19 protein-coding genes are annotated in these 14390 nt (G+C 56.7%); 3 read left to right on the plus strand and 16 right to left on the minus strand.

The features are described 5' to 3' along the window. Positions 1 to 62 precede the first annotated feature (62 nt). The 16 genes from ACQGXV_RS23630 to ACQGXV_RS23705 form a co-directional block, all read right to left on the minus strand. The gene (locus ACQGXV_RS23630; protein WP_440863356.1) at positions 63 to 695 is read right to left on the minus strand and encodes a tail fiber assembly protein; all 633 of its coding nucleotides are present in this window, start codon (positions 693 to 695) and stop codon (positions 63 to 65) included. Beyond that, a complete protein-coding gene (locus ACQGXV_RS23635) occupies positions 695 to 2737 on the minus strand; it encodes a phage tail-collar fiber domain-containing protein (RefSeq protein WP_440863357.1) in 2043 nt (680 codons plus the stop codon). The genes ACQGXV_RS23630 and ACQGXV_RS23635 overlap by 1 nt, the downstream gene beginning before the upstream one ends. After that, positions 2734 to 3342 carry a phage tail protein I gene (locus ACQGXV_RS23640; RefSeq protein WP_440863358.1) on the minus strand — a complete coding sequence of 203 codons (609 nt, stop codon included), beginning with the start codon at positions 3340 to 3342 and terminating at the stop codon, positions 2734 to 2736. Before ACQGXV_RS23640 ends, ACQGXV_RS23635 begins: the two co-directional genes overlap by 4 nt. Beyond that, positions 3335 to 4231: a baseplate assembly protein gene (locus tag ACQGXV_RS23645; RefSeq protein ID WP_440863359.1), complete on the minus strand. Its 897-nt coding sequence runs from the start codon at positions 4229 to 4231 to the stop codon at positions 3335 to 3337. The genes ACQGXV_RS23640 and ACQGXV_RS23645 overlap by 8 nt, the downstream gene beginning before the upstream one ends. Next, positions 4218 to 4586 (minus strand): GPW/gp25 family protein, encoded by a 369-nt coding sequence (locus tag ACQGXV_RS23650; protein ID WP_440863360.1) that lies wholly within the window; start codon positions 4584 to 4586, stop codon positions 4218 to 4220. Before ACQGXV_RS23650 ends, ACQGXV_RS23645 begins: the two co-directional genes overlap by 14 nt. Continuing rightward, complete coding sequence (locus tag ACQGXV_RS23655; protein ID WP_440863361.1) at positions 4583 to 5164, minus strand: phage baseplate assembly protein V; 582 nt, start codon at positions 5162 to 5164, stop codon at positions 4583 to 4585. The genes ACQGXV_RS23650 and ACQGXV_RS23655 overlap by 4 nt, the downstream gene beginning before the upstream one ends. After that, positions 5161 to 5799 carry a phage virion morphogenesis protein gene (locus ACQGXV_RS23660; RefSeq protein WP_440863362.1) on the minus strand — a complete coding sequence of 213 codons (639 nt, stop codon included), beginning with the start codon at positions 5797 to 5799 and terminating at the stop codon, positions 5161 to 5163. Before ACQGXV_RS23660 ends, ACQGXV_RS23655 begins: the two co-directional genes overlap by 4 nt. Next, entirely contained in the window at positions 5796 to 6254 is a 459-nt protein-coding gene (locus ACQGXV_RS23665; RefSeq protein WP_440863363.1) for a phage tail protein, read from the minus strand. The genes ACQGXV_RS23660 and ACQGXV_RS23665 overlap by 4 nt, the downstream gene beginning before the upstream one ends. Positions 6255 to 6263: 9 nt before the next feature. Beyond that, the gene (gene lysC / locus ACQGXV_RS23670; protein WP_440863364.1) at positions 6264 to 6614 is read right to left on the minus strand and encodes an Rz1-like lysis system protein LysC; all 351 of its coding nucleotides are present in this window, start codon (positions 6612 to 6614) and stop codon (positions 6264 to 6266) included. Positions 6615 to 6806: 192 nt separating this feature from the next. Continuing rightward, positions 6807 to 7352 (minus strand): lysozyme, encoded by a 546-nt coding sequence (locus ACQGXV_RS23675; protein WP_440867348.1) that lies wholly within the window; start codon positions 7350 to 7352, stop codon positions 6807 to 6809. Further along, positions 7336 to 7638, minus strand: coding sequence for a phage tail protein (locus ACQGXV_RS23680; RefSeq protein ID WP_440863365.1), 303 nt, complete (start codon positions 7636 to 7638; stop codon positions 7336 to 7338). Before ACQGXV_RS23680 ends, ACQGXV_RS23675 begins: the two co-directional genes overlap by 17 nt. Then, positions 7629 to 7829: a tail protein X gene (locus ACQGXV_RS23685; protein WP_195315501.1), complete on the minus strand. Its 201-nt coding sequence runs from the start codon at positions 7827 to 7829 to the stop codon at positions 7629 to 7631. The genes ACQGXV_RS23680 and ACQGXV_RS23685 overlap by 10 nt, the downstream gene beginning before the upstream one ends. Beyond that, entirely contained in the window at positions 7829 to 8323 is a 495-nt protein-coding gene (locus ACQGXV_RS23690) for a head completion/stabilization protein (protein ID WP_440863366.1), read from the minus strand. Before ACQGXV_RS23690 ends, ACQGXV_RS23685 begins: the two co-directional genes overlap by 1 nt. A gap of 97 nt (positions 8324 to 8420) precedes the next feature. Then, positions 8421 to 9296, minus strand: a complete 876-nt coding sequence (gpM, locus tag ACQGXV_RS23695) for a phage terminase small subunit (RefSeq protein WP_440863367.1) — start codon at positions 9294 to 9296, stop codon at positions 8421 to 8423. A gap of 41 nt (positions 9297 to 9337) precedes the next feature. Beyond that, positions 9338 to 10423: a phage major capsid protein, P2 family gene (locus tag ACQGXV_RS23700; RefSeq protein ID WP_440863368.1), complete on the minus strand. Its 1086-nt coding sequence runs from the start codon at positions 10421 to 10423 to the stop codon at positions 9338 to 9340. A gap of 25 nt (positions 10424 to 10448) precedes the next feature. Next, entirely contained in the window at positions 10449 to 11288 is an 840-nt protein-coding gene (locus ACQGXV_RS23705) for a GPO family capsid scaffolding protein (protein ID WP_440863369.1), read from the minus strand. Here ACQGXV_RS23705 and ACQGXV_RS23710 point away from each other — a divergent pair. From ACQGXV_RS23710 to ACQGXV_RS23720, 3 genes are read left to right on the plus strand one after another with little or no spacing between them, the layout of a single operon-like run. Then, positions 11276 to 11449: a hypothetical protein gene (locus ACQGXV_RS23710; RefSeq protein ID WP_440863370.1), complete on the plus strand. Its 174-nt coding sequence runs from the start codon at positions 11276 to 11278 to the stop codon at positions 11447 to 11449. The genes ACQGXV_RS23705 and ACQGXV_RS23710 overlap by 13 nt on opposite strands. Beyond that, positions 11446 to 13173, plus strand: a complete 1728-nt coding sequence (locus ACQGXV_RS23715; protein WP_440863371.1) for a terminase large subunit domain-containing protein — start codon at positions 11446 to 11448, stop codon at positions 13171 to 13173. Before ACQGXV_RS23710 ends, ACQGXV_RS23715 begins: the two co-directional genes overlap by 4 nt. Further along, positions 13173 to 14237 carry a phage portal protein gene (locus ACQGXV_RS23720; RefSeq protein WP_440863372.1) on the plus strand — a complete coding sequence of 355 codons (1065 nt, stop codon included), beginning with the start codon at positions 13173 to 13175 and terminating at the stop codon, positions 14235 to 14237. The genes ACQGXV_RS23715 and ACQGXV_RS23720 overlap by 1 nt, the downstream gene beginning before the upstream one ends. Positions 14238 to 14390: the final 153 nt, after the last annotated feature.

Genomic DNA, 14390 nt, shown 5'->3' on the forward strand with positions numbered 1-14390 from the left:
AAAAATAACTGTACTCGATAAACAGAGCCCGCCGAGTGTGGCGGGCTTTTACGTGCGGAATATTACTTCTGTGGCACAGGCGGCCAGTCAATATCAGGCGCAGTACTGACATCAATACGGTTCAACATCACCCGGTAGGTTTTCCATTTCGTTAACGCTGCTTTCTCTTCGTCAGTTGCCATATCCAGATCCAGCGCATCACTCAATGTCAGAATACGCGCATTCGCCACGGCAAGGCGTGAGGTTAACGCTTGTTGCGCTGCCTGCTGCGCAGCGTGTGATTCTGCCGCTTGCTGGGCTTGCGTGTCTGTCACCCACTTTTTACCGTCCCACGTATCAAACTCACTTTCTGGCTTCAGCGGCGTGACATTATCCGGCAGTTCGCCGAATTGAGTAACCGTCTGCTCCTGTCGCGTTTCCGTGCTGTAAACCGTTTGTCCGCGATAATCTGGCAAGAACTCCCACGACTTGCCATCCACCGTGCGACGTAGAGCTTGCCCAGCAGGCGGTAACTCTGGCTTATCGGGGTAACTGTGTGCGGGAAGGCCTACACCGAGCATGAGGTATTCCATGCTCGCGCTTTGGTATTCACCAGTGTATTGATTGACATGATAGACAGTGATCCAGCCAGCTTTTTTGCTGAGTCCGTTTTCGCCTAATTCGGCAGTCTCAATATCAGTGGAATAGTTGCTCATTATGCTGCTCTCACAATGTAGTTAAAGGCAATATTGCGTGGGCGATTTTCTGCTGCCGTAGGGACAACCTTTGATGCGTCAAAAGTCAGGCTACCCCATTGGCAAAAACCGGATCCCTTAGCGAGTTGGGTTTCATGTTTAAATACTGTTGAGAATGCCCCCATGTCTTCGCCGTCGGACCATTCCGCAACGCCGTTCCTGGTGGCTGTGATGTTTCTAATCGCATCGCCCTGAGATGACAGCAACGCTCGTCCGGTATCAACCTTGCGCCCATCATCCCAGCCACGAATAAATTCGCCGCGCAGGTCAGGTAAATGACCGGATGGGTAGAGCTCCGCGAGAATCGGATAGGTTGTTTTATCAAACGCCTGTCCGTTGCATTTCAGAAAACCCGATGGAGCAACAGCCCCAGGGAACGGGAGCGGAATACCTGCAAACTCCGATGCTGATATAGGGTTTGGTAGGTTTTGGTTTGTCCACAATTCTTGGCTGATGGTTGCAGTACCAAGAACGTTCCCGGAGGTAACAACAATTCCGCCTGAGTCCCCAGAGACGGCATACCCAATAGACATTGCAGCCCATGTGTCACCGGATCTAATTATGAATGAAGGAGAATACCTTTTGCTGTACGGGTTCGCGCCTGATTCATTTCTAAAAACACGGCTTCCTGTGCTGGCGCTTCTAAACCAAGCTAACAATGTGGCTTCATTATAATTAACGGCTTGACCATTACCGCCCCAGCCCCACGCGCCGTTAAGCATCACAGAACCCGTTGTTCCGTCAAATGCGCTTGATTGCTTAACAAGATTTGCGCTTGTCCACAGCGTAGACCATGCACTTGCAACGCCGTTATTTATCTGGCGCAGCCTGAAATCCATGCCACCACCATCACGCCCGAGCAAATCCCAACCGTAGGTTGTGGACTCCTGCACATGAATCCCCGATGCTCCCGTGCCACCAAAGGGATTATCGGCGTTGTTAGCTTGATAGCTAAAGAACCCGCAACCCGCAGCGCCGCCAGTTGCACCAGCAGCACGAGGGCGAGCATTTGCACCAAGTCCATGCCCACCATTGATAACCAATGCGCCCGCTGTTGTGTCATCTTGCGACTTCTGCAACTGAGTGGTATCTACCTTCTTCTCTAATTCGGTGTTGGTTTCCGCCTTGGAGTATGCCCCGACATCGCCAGCAGCCAGCGTGATATCTGCGTTCAGCGCCTTGCCGTTCACCTTGCGCCGTGCGGGTACACGGCTATCAGCGTTATCGTTGGCACTGGCAGCAGCCGTCGCGGCATTATTGGCCGCATCAGTAGCCGCATTGACTTTCGTGTCGGTTTCCGCCTTGGTATACGCCCCAACATCAGCAGCGCCCAGCGCAATATCTGCCGACAGCGCTTTACCATTTACCGTGCGTCCAGACGGTACGCGCCCATTGGCATTATCGTTCGCCGCTTTCACGGCTTTGGGCGTGGCGGCCAGCGTTTCGCTGGCGCTATCGGTGGCACTGCTCAGTTGCACCAGACCTTTTTCTTTCAACGTGGCATCCGGGTGTTTACGGCTTTTTTCATGGGTAGCGATGGCCTCATCCACATAGCCACGCGTTGCCAGCACTACCGCCGGATCAATCTTGAGTGATACCGTTTCTGTGCTGGAGACAATCAAAATCATGCGCACGGTCTGAATGCGTCCGCTGCCTTCCTGCAACTGCGGCTTATAGGTTTCGGCACAGTTGGCAACCGCAATCAGATTTCCCTCGGCATCAAACAGACCGAGTTCACGGATCCAGAAACCCCCTTCGTTTTCCGGGATCACCTGCTCGGCAATAATCTGATTGGCGTTGTCGGGATCGACGCGCAGGCTATTGATGGCCGCACGGCGTTTCTCGTTAATCAGCGTGGTCTGTGCCGGGTTTGGCGTCGGTAATACGCCGCCGCCGTCACCGACGGCCATATGGGTGATATCCAGACGTGATCCGATCGCTGTCGCGTTTGCCAGCCTGGCCGCGCCAATGTTGGTTAACAGGGCAAAAAATTTTGTACTCATACGGTTACGCTCATCGTATCAATCACGTGAATGCCTGCACCGATGCAGTCCGGTGAAAACACGGTGATGGTTTCAGGGAAATAGGGGTATACGGTCAAATCATTGCCGTCGTAAACGCTGGCCGCGACATAGGCCGCACCTTGCGTATCCAACGTGATATTGAGTCCCAGCAAGTGACGGCTAAGCGGCTTGGCGTCAGCAATCAGCCGCTCAATCTCTAAAAAGGTTTCTTCAGTAATACCGCTGTCTTGCACACCGATATCAAGGTGAAAGGTTCCCGGCACGCCGCCGGTTTGCCACCATTCGATCACGCGCAGCAAGTAACCAAACGGCTCGACCACCCGGCGCAGCGCGGCAATGGTGCCTTTCTGGCGGTGTATCAACCAGGCAGACTTAATCACTTGTCGCTTGGTTTGCTCTGACCAGCGTTTATCCCAGCGGTCAACAGACAACGCCCAGGCCAGAAAGGGCAGCAGATCTAGCGGGCATTTCTCCGCATCCCACAAGGTATTCAGATCGACCGCCATTTCCGTCAGGATGTGGCTGGCCGCTGCGGCATGGCGCATAAAGGCACTGGCAGAGGGGGGCAACAGATCGTTATTCATCCGTGCCCCCTTCCAGCAGGGTGAAACCCGTGCAATACGCCGCCTGAGTGTCACCGATCACCATGTCCTGTGCAGGCGTGATGATTTCAACGCGCTGAACACCTTGCACATGCAAGGCGGCCATTATCGCGGAGCGGGCCACATCACGCCCAATCTTGCCCTGGTTACTCACCCAGTCACGCAGTGAATCCTGTGCGGCATGGGTGATGGGCTCCGAGCCCGAGCCGGGGTAGAGGTAGAGCCGCGCGTTTATCGCGTAGCTGATGATCTCTGCGCTCTGTACCGTCAGCCGATCAGCCACCGGGCGTTTATCTTCCGCAGAGAGCGCCGCGTTAACCTGTGTCAGCAACCCGTCTGACGCACTGCCATCCCCTTGCGTCGAGAGAACGGATACCACTACCGTGGCCGGTGACGGGCTGATTGCTTTAGCGTCGGCCACCTGGCCGCTCACACTCTTGGCAAAAAATTCATAGGCACCGGTCGGGCCCGCCACGCTTAACCCTTCAAAGGCAGATTGCGCGCGCAGACGGAATGCGCTGTCGCTTTCCATCACCGCATCAGCAGTATCAGTGGCTTCGGTGATGGTCAGGCGTTGGGTGTCAAGATTCACCGCCAGATTATCCAGATCCGAGGACACCGCGTGGCTGAGCATGCACGCCGCCGCCCCTTCGTTAATCCGCTGGCGCAACATCATTTCACGGTAGGCGATGACCTGCGCGATCACGTTTAACGGCTCGGATTCCCGTTCAAGCGCGGCCGCCACTGAGGCGCGTTGCTCCACCGGAAACGCCGCAATCATCACCGCGTTAACCTCCTGAAGGATCACTTCAAAATCTAGCGTTTCAATGATCTGCGGTTGGGGCAGTTGCGACAGGTCAACGGTTGCCATTGGATGCCCCCTTGAGCGGCACTGTGGTGCGCACGGTTTGCATGCTTTCGGTGATCAGGCCGGACAGTTCCACCTCTGTTGCGCCCGTGGGTGAAAACCGGATATCGACTGCATTCAGCGCGATCCGCGACTCCCAGCGCGCCAGGGCAATCACGCACGCGCTCATCAATTGCAGTCGTGTTGTGGCGTTCTGCGGCGCATCCAGCAAATCAGGCACCAGACTGCCGTATTCACGGCGCATGATGCGAGACGCCAGCGGCGTGGTGAGAATGTCGCGCACGGAATGCCATAGCTGATCGGTATCCGTCAGCACGCCAACGCCGTCGGGGTTCATGCCGGTATAACGCGCGCTCATTGGGTGCCCTCCGTCCAACTGCCACCGCGCTGCACTGCGCCATGCCCGTGATTGTCAATCTGCACGCCGTTGGAGGTAAACGCACCGCCGCTGTGTGCAATGCTGCCGCGCATTTCTCCGCCTTTTTGTACTTCCAGCGTGCCGGTCGTCAGCTTGTTGGTGCAAATCACTTCCGGCGTATCCAGGGTAATACGGGTTGCTGCGCTCACCCGTGCGGTTTTCATGCCGACGGCTTCCAGTGCACCGGCGGCAGCGTCATAGCGAAAGCGGGCACCGTCCGGCGCGGTAATGACAATCTCTTGCAGACTGCTACCCGGCGCGGGGTTCTCGTCGCTGTACAGGCTGCCGATAATGACGGCGGTTTCCGGGTTACCGCCGAGACACCCTAACCAGACCTGCTCGCCAATCGACGGCGGGATCCAGACCTTGAACGCACCGGCGCGTTGGGTATTCCAGCGTAACCAGTCGGTGAGCAACTCGCCGCTTTTGACACGCACGCGCCAGGTTTCCGGGTTCACTTCCGCTACCACGCCAACACGTAAGATATTCGCCAGCAGGCGCATTAATTCGGCACTCATCGGGCGGCATTCCCTAGGCTGTTGATCGCGGCGTGTTCAATCACCTGTCGGTCGGCGGGTGACAGGCCCAGCAATTCACGCACCGGGTATTTGGCAAAGGTGCCGGGGCCAATCTGATCGTGCTGGCCGAACTGGTGTACCCGTGCGATACGGGCGGCAACGCCGTCAAAGCCGACGCGCACCCCGTTGCTATCCGCGCGCATCTTCAGAAAGCGATAACCGCGCAGGCGCTGAAACATAGGGGCTTTTTGGGTGGTTGTGCGCCGTACCGCCTGGGTGTTGATGTCGATATAACGCTCAATGTCACTGCGGTAGAAGGTGCGAATATCGTTGCGCTCAGTATCAAAACCGGTCAGGGTGCGGCCATACTTGCCGCGCGCGCCGTGCCAGTTTTTCAGGTGGCGCACCTGGCCTTGCCAGACAAACGAGATCCCTTGCTGGGCACGCAATACCTTGCGGCGGCGAGTCGGATAGGCGGATCCGTCGGGGTTTTGCTGTGCTTTGATGCGTTGTTGCTGGCTACGGCGCAGCGCCTGGCCTATCTGGCGCGCTGTTTTCTGGCGGCCAGCGGCAGATACCCCGGAAAGCATGTCATCAAAGACGGCATCCAGTGCGTGAAAGCGGTTATCTGTCATACCGGATCGCTCCGTTTCACATCCTGAAGTACCGCATCCCATTCGCTACTACCTCGTCTCGGACGGGGTTCCGGTAAGTGCTCAGCGTTCAAGGTGCCATCATCGGCACGCACGACTTTTACCCGTTCCCGTACCGGGATTTCAAAGAGCACATCGGCGCTGTCGTCGTTGTTGATAAGCGTAGTGAATTTCACATCACGGTTTTTTTCCGGGTTAAGCAGCAAATCAGGCTGGTTTTGCCATAGCCAGGCCATCAGCGGCAAAACAACATCGTCAATGTCGCCGGTGAAATTCATCACAAACAGCACCAGTGAATAGCGATAGACAAAGGACGGTGTTTCACCCGTGGTTTCAATGCCGCCCTCTTCAACAAAGACGGTAAACCCTTCAGGATTGGCACGGCACCAGGTGTTAGCCGTGGTCAGCGCATCGCGCAATGAATCAATTTTCAGCATGGTGTTCTCCTAGTGGGCGCTTTGCGCTGCGGCATTGATACGCTGTAACCGGCGCAGATACAGATCGCCGATAGCGGCTTTGTCGTCGTTGCAGGTGTCCAGCGCGTCACGCAACTGATCACTCCACAGTGCGATCCCGCCCCAGGTCACCGGCGTGCGCAGTGCGGGTGTCGGCGTCGGGTTGGTCAGGCTTTCCAGTATCGGCTCCGCCACGATGCTTCCCGCGGTGGAGTGCGGCACGTTGTTGCAGGCTGTCGCTGACAGCAGCAGGCACAACAGTGTTAGCGCACGTATCGGCTTGCATAGCAGAGCCCATCTGTTCACGGCGTTCTTCCCCTTGTGCATTGCGTTGTTGGTCACGGGCGCGTATCTCGGCCAGCCTCTTTTGCGTGTCGGTACTCAGCGCCCGCACTTCTGCCAGGACTGCCCTCTGCCGGTTAGCGCGGGTCATCAACGCCTCACGGGTGGCGCTATCAATGCCGCGCTGGTAGGTCTGCCACAGCAAACCGGCAACGGCCAATGCCAGCAACACGCCAAGCTCGGCAACCCGCTTCATGGCGTGGTACTCACATCGCGCAGGCACCAGGCTTTGAAGTCGGTACGGCGATCCACCAGACCCGTGGAGCGCTGGCCGCCGCTGTTAACAAAGTCGGTTAACCGGCCGCACATCGCGACCCACTCATGCGCCTGCGCATGTTTCCACATCGTGGTGCGCTGCTTGCTGCCCTGCGCGTTGGTAAACCACATCAGGCCGGTACACCCGACGTTGAACGCCGCATCGGTCATTGCATCAAAGGGCGATTGCGGCATGGCTTGCCCCTCAAAACTGCTGTTGATGCAGTTTTCTGCCCGCTGCATATCGTTCACCCAGCGTCGTGCAATCTCTTCGTTGCTGTACTCGCGTTTTTGCACCTTGCCGGTAGCGCCAATCCCCACCGTCAGCACACCCGCCGGGCAGTAATAGGCCGACTGGCGGCAATCTTCCCAACGGGCGGTTTTTTGCTGCGCTTCCGGCGAGGTGCGCAAAGCGCCAGGGGTGAGCGTGACGCCGAGTGCAACAATCAGGGCGATAGAGCAACGTTTAACAATGGCTTTCATCGTCAACGTCTCCCTGATGCAAAATGGCAACGGCACGGCGTTCTGACTCTGTCATGCTGCGGTGTTCAGCCTGGCGTAATATCTGCTCAATCAAATCATTACGGCGGCGTTGTGCCTGCTCGATACGACGCCGGAACAGCCAGGCGCGCCAGGCGGTGATCACACCGACAATCAGGCCAGCGAGCGCCACTTTTTCACTGACGGTCATCACGCCTATACCGGTGACCATGGCTGACATGGCGAAGGTCACCCAGTCATTCAGGCGTTGCAAATCACTTAATCCCATAACTGCACCGTTTCCTGTTCTGCTTTGCGGGTAATGTCCGGCAACTCCACCGCCTGACCGGCGTTAAGGAAAATCTGACGGCTCAGGCCCGGATTGGCGGCAATCACCTGCTCGGTAACCCCTTGCGACGTGCCGTAATGGCGGTAACACAGCAGATCCACCGTGTCACCCTGAAGCGCGTTAACCCTCATCAGCACAACTCGGCAAACAGTCGTTGCGCATCGCGAATATCGGCAATGCTCCAGCGCGCATCACGCCACAGATCGTCAACCTGCTTTTCGAAGGTGTCCGTTTCCTTGTCACCTTTTGGCGTGGTATCCACATCGCGATGACGCTCTAACAATGCCGCACGACTGAGGGCGTAAACCGCATTCTTGTAGCGGTATACCTTCACGTTTTCGCTATTGACCTCACGCGCTGGTACGGCCTGCAACGTGGGATAACCGGCGGATACCTGCACGTGCTGCCAGTCAGCCAGTTGATCGGTAACGTGGATCACCGCTTCTGTAGCAACATGCATCAGGCGCGTGGTGGTAATACCGCCCGTGATACGCACCGCAAGACGCAATTCACGCAGCAGGATAGGCGGCCAGAAATCACCGGCGCTCACGCTGGCCTCGCCATCGTCAATGTCTGGCACGTCACTGTCCGCAGGGGTAACGCGTTTTTGTGCTACCAGGCTCATGATCACATCTCCCAAAAGTCAGGCGGTGGGCGCGCGGTCAAAAGACCGTAACGGGCAGGAAACCGCGCGCGCCGCCTGTCGGACGGGGCCGAAGTCGTTAATGCTGTTTGGTGGTTTTACCTGGCCGGGGTGTTTTCCCCGTTGCCGTTTTGCGCGTACCTTTACGCACCGTGGTGCGTTTGGCCGCCGCCGTGTTTTCACTGGCTGCCGTTGGCGCGATGCGGGAGGCATCAACGGTATCGGTTACCGTGGCGTCCTCCTGGCCTGCGTCATCCGTAGCCGTTTGATCACCGGCGGGCATCAGCGTCTTAAGCTCACGTGCCAGCCCGGCGATCTCTTTTTTCACCCCGGCGTTAGGGTTGAGGCTGATAGCCTCACGGAACAACTTCAGCACTTCGCCCTTGGTTTCGGCATCGCGGGTTGCGCGACGCGAGAACGCACGGGCTTTGCACAGCTTGGCGCGCACTTCATCGGGCATATCTTTGCCGGTGACAATTTCCGCGACCTCATCCAGCGGCGCGGTATAGCCGCTCAGGTCGGCCTCTGCGTCGGTGGTTGCCAGTGCCAGCACCGGGTTACTCATTTCCTCAACCAATACGGTGACCGCATCGCGGCGGAACCGGTCGGCAGGCAAAGACAGGCCATGCCTCACCACATAGCGCCCCAGCTTCAGCGCCAGTGCGTTGTCCTGACAGTCAACCGCCCATACCATCAAGGTGGCGATCACTTCATCCTGACGCCCACTGTCACCCTCGATCGTGCCGTCAATCCAGCCCGCATAGGCGGGCAGCATGGCTTTCTTCATGTCGGCTTTGGTGACGTCCGACTGCACCCGGCTCAGTGACGCCATATCAAGGCGCAGGCGGTGCAATATCTCTTCATGGGCCGTGCGTGCGATGTCCGATTGCTCATCAACCTGCCCGCGCCGTTCGGCCATTACTCGCTGAAAATGTCGCTGCGCTGGTGTCAGCATCGCGTTATCTCCCGTTAGGGCGGGGTTTCCCCCGCCGTGCATTATTCACCAGCGCCTTCTACCTTCATCTCGCTAGCGCCTTCTGCCTTCGCCTTGGCAAACTGGATACCGTCGATAAAGGCCGTCTTGCCGTAATCCTCGACCACAAAGTCATCGTTAGAAGACTGGTAGGTCGCAATACGGTTGTAATGCGGCTCTTCAATCATGCTGCGGCGCAGACCACCCAACTGGTAGTAAAGCGACAGATTTTTGAAGGAGGTGATTAACACCCCACCCGACGGGAAATAAGGTGCGAGGAAGGTGGGTAATCCGCCGACACGCTCCTGACTGACAATCAACTGACCGGCCAGCAATTCGGTGTTGGGGTTGCTCTGGCTCAGCGCGTTGAGTTTGGGGAAGTTGCTTGCGGTCAGCAGATCAGACGCCATGATGACGACAAGGTCAGGTGCCTTGCGGTGCCAGGAGTCCAACAGGCTGTTTTTGGCATCAAAAACGGCAGTATCGATGTTGCCGTAGGTGCCTTTGGCGATCACCTTGTTATCCTCATCACGCGAGGTGAGCGTGACATTTTTGATAATACGATGGTTCGCCTCATTGCGGATTTTTTGCAACCAGCCAATGCCGCAATCCTGCAATAACGGATGGGCCGCCCGATCAGATTTTTCAGCGTAGGCGGTGCCGTTAAAACCGATCATGATGCGGTCAAGGCCGATTTGCCGCGCATTCGCCTGACTGATAAGCGCCTGAAAGTTAGGCTGCTGTGACCAGGCATCAAGCTGGGCATAATTAACCGCTGAATCGTAGTTAATCTGACGGCAATGGTATTTGCTCGGCTCTTTGGAATGGTTATCTACCGGGTTACGGCGTGAGGTGCCGTCGCTGCTGCTGTTGGTGTTGGCAATCGGCCCTTTGCTGCCGATCAGAATCTTTTGCCCTTCCTGTGCTTTAACACCAAACACATTAATTTGTTTCAGGAAGTCGTCACTTTCCATGGCGGCTTGTTCAAGGCGCTGCTGCACCGACGGTTCAACACTGAAGGTTGCCGCAAGATCACCAGGCTGCACACCGTTAAGCTGTGCCTGACGGGCGCGGTATTCGTTGTAAAGTTTACGGGTGTTATTTTCCATGTTCGCTTTTCTCGCTTAACGGGGCTTAAAAATCGGCCAACTGTGCGCCGCTGGTTGCTCCGGGGGCTGCTGGGCGTTGGGTGAAACTGTGATCCTGTGTCGCCAGCGTTTGCCTGAGCGCGGCAAGCTCGGTATTCAGCTTCTGAATGTTCTGGCCGTCCTGCTGGCGCTGCGTCGTCAGATCGTTGAATTTATCCAGCAGGTCAGCATGGGATTGCGCGACGTTCTCCACCACTTCACGTACCTGGGTGAATTGTTCGCTGTCAGATTTACGGCCCTTGCCAATGACCTGCATCATGCGGGAAAACCACTGCTTCCCCTCATCGCTGTGCTGGCTGGCAAGTTCAACGATGTCCGCCTCAAGGGCGTCAGAAAACAGCGGCGCTTCACCTTGCTGCTGGTTGAATGCCTGGATTTGGGCGCGTTGCTGGGTGGCAAACTTGAGGCGCTCAGTGCCAAGGCTGGCCGGGGTGTCGGTCATGGCAAGCCCCACAACATAGGCCTTGCCGTTGAGCGCAAACTGAGGATGTAACTCAATACTGGAGTACACCTTTTTGCCTTCATCCGTCAGTTGCTTCATGCGCGCTGAAGGTTCGATTTCCGCATAGAGTGCGGTGCGTCCGGCAAGCGGCCCCTCACTAATATCTTCCGTGCTTAACGCGGTCACATCCCCCATCGCGCCAAATTCACTATTGGGTAGCATCGAAAGGTAGTGCTCTACGTTGACGCGTGCGCCATACACATCAGTGCGGTAACTGGCGGCGGCGTCGCGCAAGTGTTCGGGGCTGATTTCGCGCCCGTCAACGGTCGAGCCGGAGACAGCGACCCGGAATTTCTTACGGGCGGGTTTGGTTGTTGCGCTCATGCCTGTTTGTCCTGTCATGTGGTGTCAGTGGCATCATGATGGCAGAGCGTAACGTGCTGTCTCAACGCGGTTTTGTTGTCGCCGACGCGCCAGACCCGAAAGGCAGCGCAGACAGGATCGCGCGCGCGGTAATCTTCCCGGCAAAGGGGGAAAGCGCATGATCCAGGACGCTTTTGTAAGGCTAAGAGCAAAACAACTTTACTGGCAGGGTTACCCACCGGCGGAAATCTCGCGCCTGATGGGTATCAATCAAAACACGGTGTATGCCTGGAAGAAACGCGACGAATGGGACGAAACGCCGACCATCCAGCGTGTTAGCCAATCCATCGATACACGCCTGTGCCAGCTTGCGCAAAAGCCGAATAAGACCGGCGGCGACCTGAAAGAAATGGACGCCCTAACGCGGCAGTTGAAAACGCTGAGCGACGGCCAGCCAGCAGACGCCGCAGGCGGCAAGAAACCGCGCCAGCGCAAGGCCAAGAACCATTTTTCAGAAGCGCAGATCGCCGCATTGCGTGAAAAGATATTGGGTTCGCTGGCCTGGCATCAAACGGGGTGGTACGCAGAGCGCGCACGCCGTAACCGGATGATCCTGAAGTCGCGCCAGATTGGCGCAACCTGGTATTTTGCCCGTGAAGCCCTGTTGCAAGCGCTGCGTGATGATGTGAAATACGGCTATCAGCGCAACCAAATCTTTTTGTCGGCGTCACGCCGCCAGGCGCTTCAGTTCCGGGGCTTTATTCAACAGGCGGCGCAAGAGGTCGATGTTGAATTAAAAGGCGGCGATAAAATTGTATTGAGTAACGGTGCGGAGTTGCATTTTCTCGGCACCGCTGCTGCTAGCGCACAGTCTTATACCGGCAACCTGTTCTTTGATGAATTCTTCTGGACAAGCAACTTTGCCAACCTGAGCAGTGTCGCCGGGGCCATGGCAACCCTGAAAGGACTCACCCGCACCTATTTTTCTACCCCCTCCAGTGAAACCCATGAGGCCTACCCGTTCTGGACCGGCGCACGCTGGAATGAAAAACGCAGCAAAGCACAAAAAGCTGAATTTGATGTGTCCTGGAAAGCACTTAACAGCGGCTTGCTGTGCCCCGATAAAACCTGGCGGCAGATTGTTACCTTGCAAGACGTTATCGATCACGGCTGGGAATACACCGATATTGAAGAAATCAAGGATGAGAAGAGCCCGGACGAATATCAGAATCTGTATTGCTGTGACTTCGTGCGTGATGGGGAGAGCGCCTTTAACCTTAACCTGCTGTTCAGTTGCGGCGCAGACGGTTACGACGAGTGGCCGGACTGGAAGTCGTTTGCTTCCCGCCCCATGGCCGATCGCGGGGTGTGGATTGGTTATGACGCCAACGGCGGCAGCGGTAACGGTGACAGCGGTGGCATTACTGTGACCGTGCCGCCACTGGTAGCCGGGGGAAAATTCCGCACCATCGAAACCCAGCAGATACGCGGGCTTGAGTTTGAAGAACAAGCCAAAGTGATCGAGGCGCTGACCTTCAAATACAACGTACAGCACATTGCCATTGACGGCACCGGCATCGGGGAAGCGGTCTGGCAGTTGGTGAAAAAGTTCTTTCCGGCGGCTGTCTGTTACCTGATGTCGGTGTCGTCAAAACGCGCGTTGGTGTTGAAGATGTTGCAGGTGATCCGCGCGGGGCGCTGGGAGTATGACCGCAGCGAACAAGCCCTTATCAAAGCCTTTAACACTGTGCGCCGCATCACCACCCCCGGCGGCATTATTACCTATGACTCTGACCGCACGCGCGGTTCAAATCACGGCGATCTGGCCTGGTCAACCATGCTATCAATCATCAATGAACCGCTCGGCCAGGAATTCGGCGGCGGCGGTTTTGCTATGGAGTTCTGATGGGCAAGAAACAGCACTACACACGGACGGCCAGCACAGCCATGTCCGACACGGCCACGCAACCGGACGTTGCTACCGCACTGAAAAGCGAACCCGGTTTAAGCGCGTTCACGTTCGACGGCCCTTATCCGGTGCGTGACAGCTATGACCTGCTGGACAACATGTATTGCGCGGATAACGGGCGTTATTACGAAACCCCGATTGACTGGTACGGGCTGGCGCGTTCATTCGGTAGCGCGTCCTGGCATCAGTCAGCGCTTTATTTCAAACGCAATGCGCTGACCGGGTGTTTTATTCCGCACCCGTTGTTATCGCGGCAGGCGTTCTCCGCCTTTGTGCTGGACTGGTTCGTATTTGGCAATGGCTACCTTGAGCGCAGGATCAACCGCCTCGGCGGTGTGCTGTCATTGCGCCATGTCCCGGCCAAGTACACCCGGCGTGGCAGTGACCTGGAAACCTATTGGTTTATCCGCCAGTGGAAAGACGAACATCAGTTTGATACCGGCAGCGTGTGCCATGTGATCAACCCGGATATTCATCAGGAAATCTACGGCATGCCGGAGTACATCGGGGCCATGCTGTCGGCCAGCTTGTCACACTCCGCCGACATGTTCCGCAAACTCTACTACGACAATGGATCGCACGCCGGGTGCATCATCTACATCGGTGCATCGCAGGTTGATGACAAGAGCATGGAGAACGTGAAAAAGACGCTGACCGACGCGCGCGGCAAAGGGGCTTTTAAAAACCTGCTATTGCACGCGCCTGGCGGGGGAGAGAAGGGGGTACAAATCATCCCGTTCAGTCAGATATCGGCCAAGGATGAATTCCTGAATATCAAGTCTGTCACTCGGGACGATATTCTTGCCGCGCACCGTGTGCCGCCGCAACTGATGGGGGCCATGCCGGAGGGCAATGGCTCATTCGGTGACGTTGAAAAAGCGGCGCGGGTGTTTGCCATCAACGAACTGATGCCGGTCATGGAAGCGTTGAAGCATGTGAATGACTGGCTGGGTATGGAAGTGATCCGCTTCAACCCTTACGCCTTGCTGAAGGCTGAATAATCACCCACTTCACCGCCGCGCCCTGTGGCGGTTTTCCTTCAAAAGTATTGACGCCAGCGATAGCGCAAGCCCGCTGAAGTACCCGCATTTCCCCTATAAAACACCCACGCACAAATGCGCCTCAACGCCACGCTGTGAGGCGATGGTGTGAGT

This window comes from Symbiopectobacterium purcellii, assembly GCF_052050035.1.
Taxonomy (GTDB): domain Bacteria; phylum Pseudomonadota; class Gammaproteobacteria; order Enterobacterales; family Enterobacteriaceae; genus Symbiopectobacterium; species Symbiopectobacterium purcellii_A.

Excerpts from the sequence above, each read along its gene's own strand:
- ACQGXV_RS23630 (WP_440863356.1), bottom strand. The coding sequence starts at position 695 with ATGAGCAACTATTCCACTGATATTGAGACTGCCGAATTAGGCGAAAAC.
- ACQGXV_RS23635 (WP_440863357.1), bottom strand. The coding sequence starts at position 2,737 with ATGAGTACAAAATTTTTTGCCCTGTTAACCAACATTGGCGCGGCCAGG.
- ACQGXV_RS23640 (WP_440863358.1), bottom strand. The coding sequence starts at position 3,342 with ATGAATAACGATCTGTTGCCCCCCTCTGCCAGTGCCTTTATGCGCCAT.
- ACQGXV_RS23645 (WP_440863359.1), bottom strand. The coding sequence starts at position 4,231 with ATGGCAACCGTTGACCTGTCGCAACTGCCCCAACCGCAGATCATTGAA.
- ACQGXV_RS23650 (WP_440863360.1), bottom strand. The coding sequence starts at position 4,586 with ATGAGCGCGCGTTATACCGGCATGAACCCCGACGGCGTTGGCGTGCTG.
- ACQGXV_RS23655 (WP_440863361.1), bottom strand. The coding sequence starts at position 5,164 with ATGAGTGCCGAATTAATGCGCCTGCTGGCGAATATCTTACGTGTTGGC.
- ACQGXV_RS23660 (WP_440863362.1), bottom strand. The coding sequence starts at position 5,799 with ATGACAGATAACCGCTTTCACGCACTGGATGCCGTCTTTGATGACATG.
- ACQGXV_RS23665 (WP_440863363.1), bottom strand. The coding sequence starts at position 6,254 with ATGCTGAAAATTGATTCATTGCGCGATGCGCTGACCACGGCTAACACC.
- ACQGXV_RS23675 (WP_440867348.1), bottom strand. The coding sequence starts at position 7,352 with ATGAAAGCCATTGTTAAACGTTGCTCTATCGCCCTGATTGTTGCACTC.
- ACQGXV_RS23680 (WP_440863365.1), bottom strand. The coding sequence starts at position 7,638 with ATGGGATTAAGTGATTTGCAACGCCTGAATGACTGGGTGACCTTCGCC.
- ACQGXV_RS23685 (WP_195315501.1), bottom strand. The coding sequence starts at position 7,829 with ATGAGGGTTAACGCGCTTCAGGGTGACACGGTGGATCTGCTGTGTTAC.
- ACQGXV_RS23690 (WP_440863366.1), bottom strand. The coding sequence starts at position 8,323 with ATGAGCCTGGTAGCACAAAAACGCGTTACCCCTGCGGACAGTGACGTG.
- gpM (WP_440863367.1), bottom strand. The coding sequence starts at position 9,296 with ATGCTGACACCAGCGCAGCGACATTTTCAGCGAGTAATGGCCGAACGG.
- ACQGXV_RS23700 (WP_440863368.1), bottom strand. The coding sequence starts at position 10,423 with ATGGAAAATAACACCCGTAAACTTTACAACGAATACCGCGCCCGTCAG.
- ACQGXV_RS23705 (WP_440863369.1), bottom strand. The coding sequence starts at position 11,288 with ATGAGCGCAACAACCAAACCCGCCCGTAAGAAATTCCGGGTCGCTGTC.
- ACQGXV_RS23715 (WP_440863371.1), top strand. The coding sequence starts at position 11,446 with ATGATCCAGGACGCTTTTGTAAGGCTAAGAGCAAAACAACTTTACTGG.
- ACQGXV_RS23720 (WP_440863372.1), top strand. The coding sequence starts at position 13,173 with ATGGGCAAGAAACAGCACTACACACGGACGGCCAGCACAGCCATGTCC.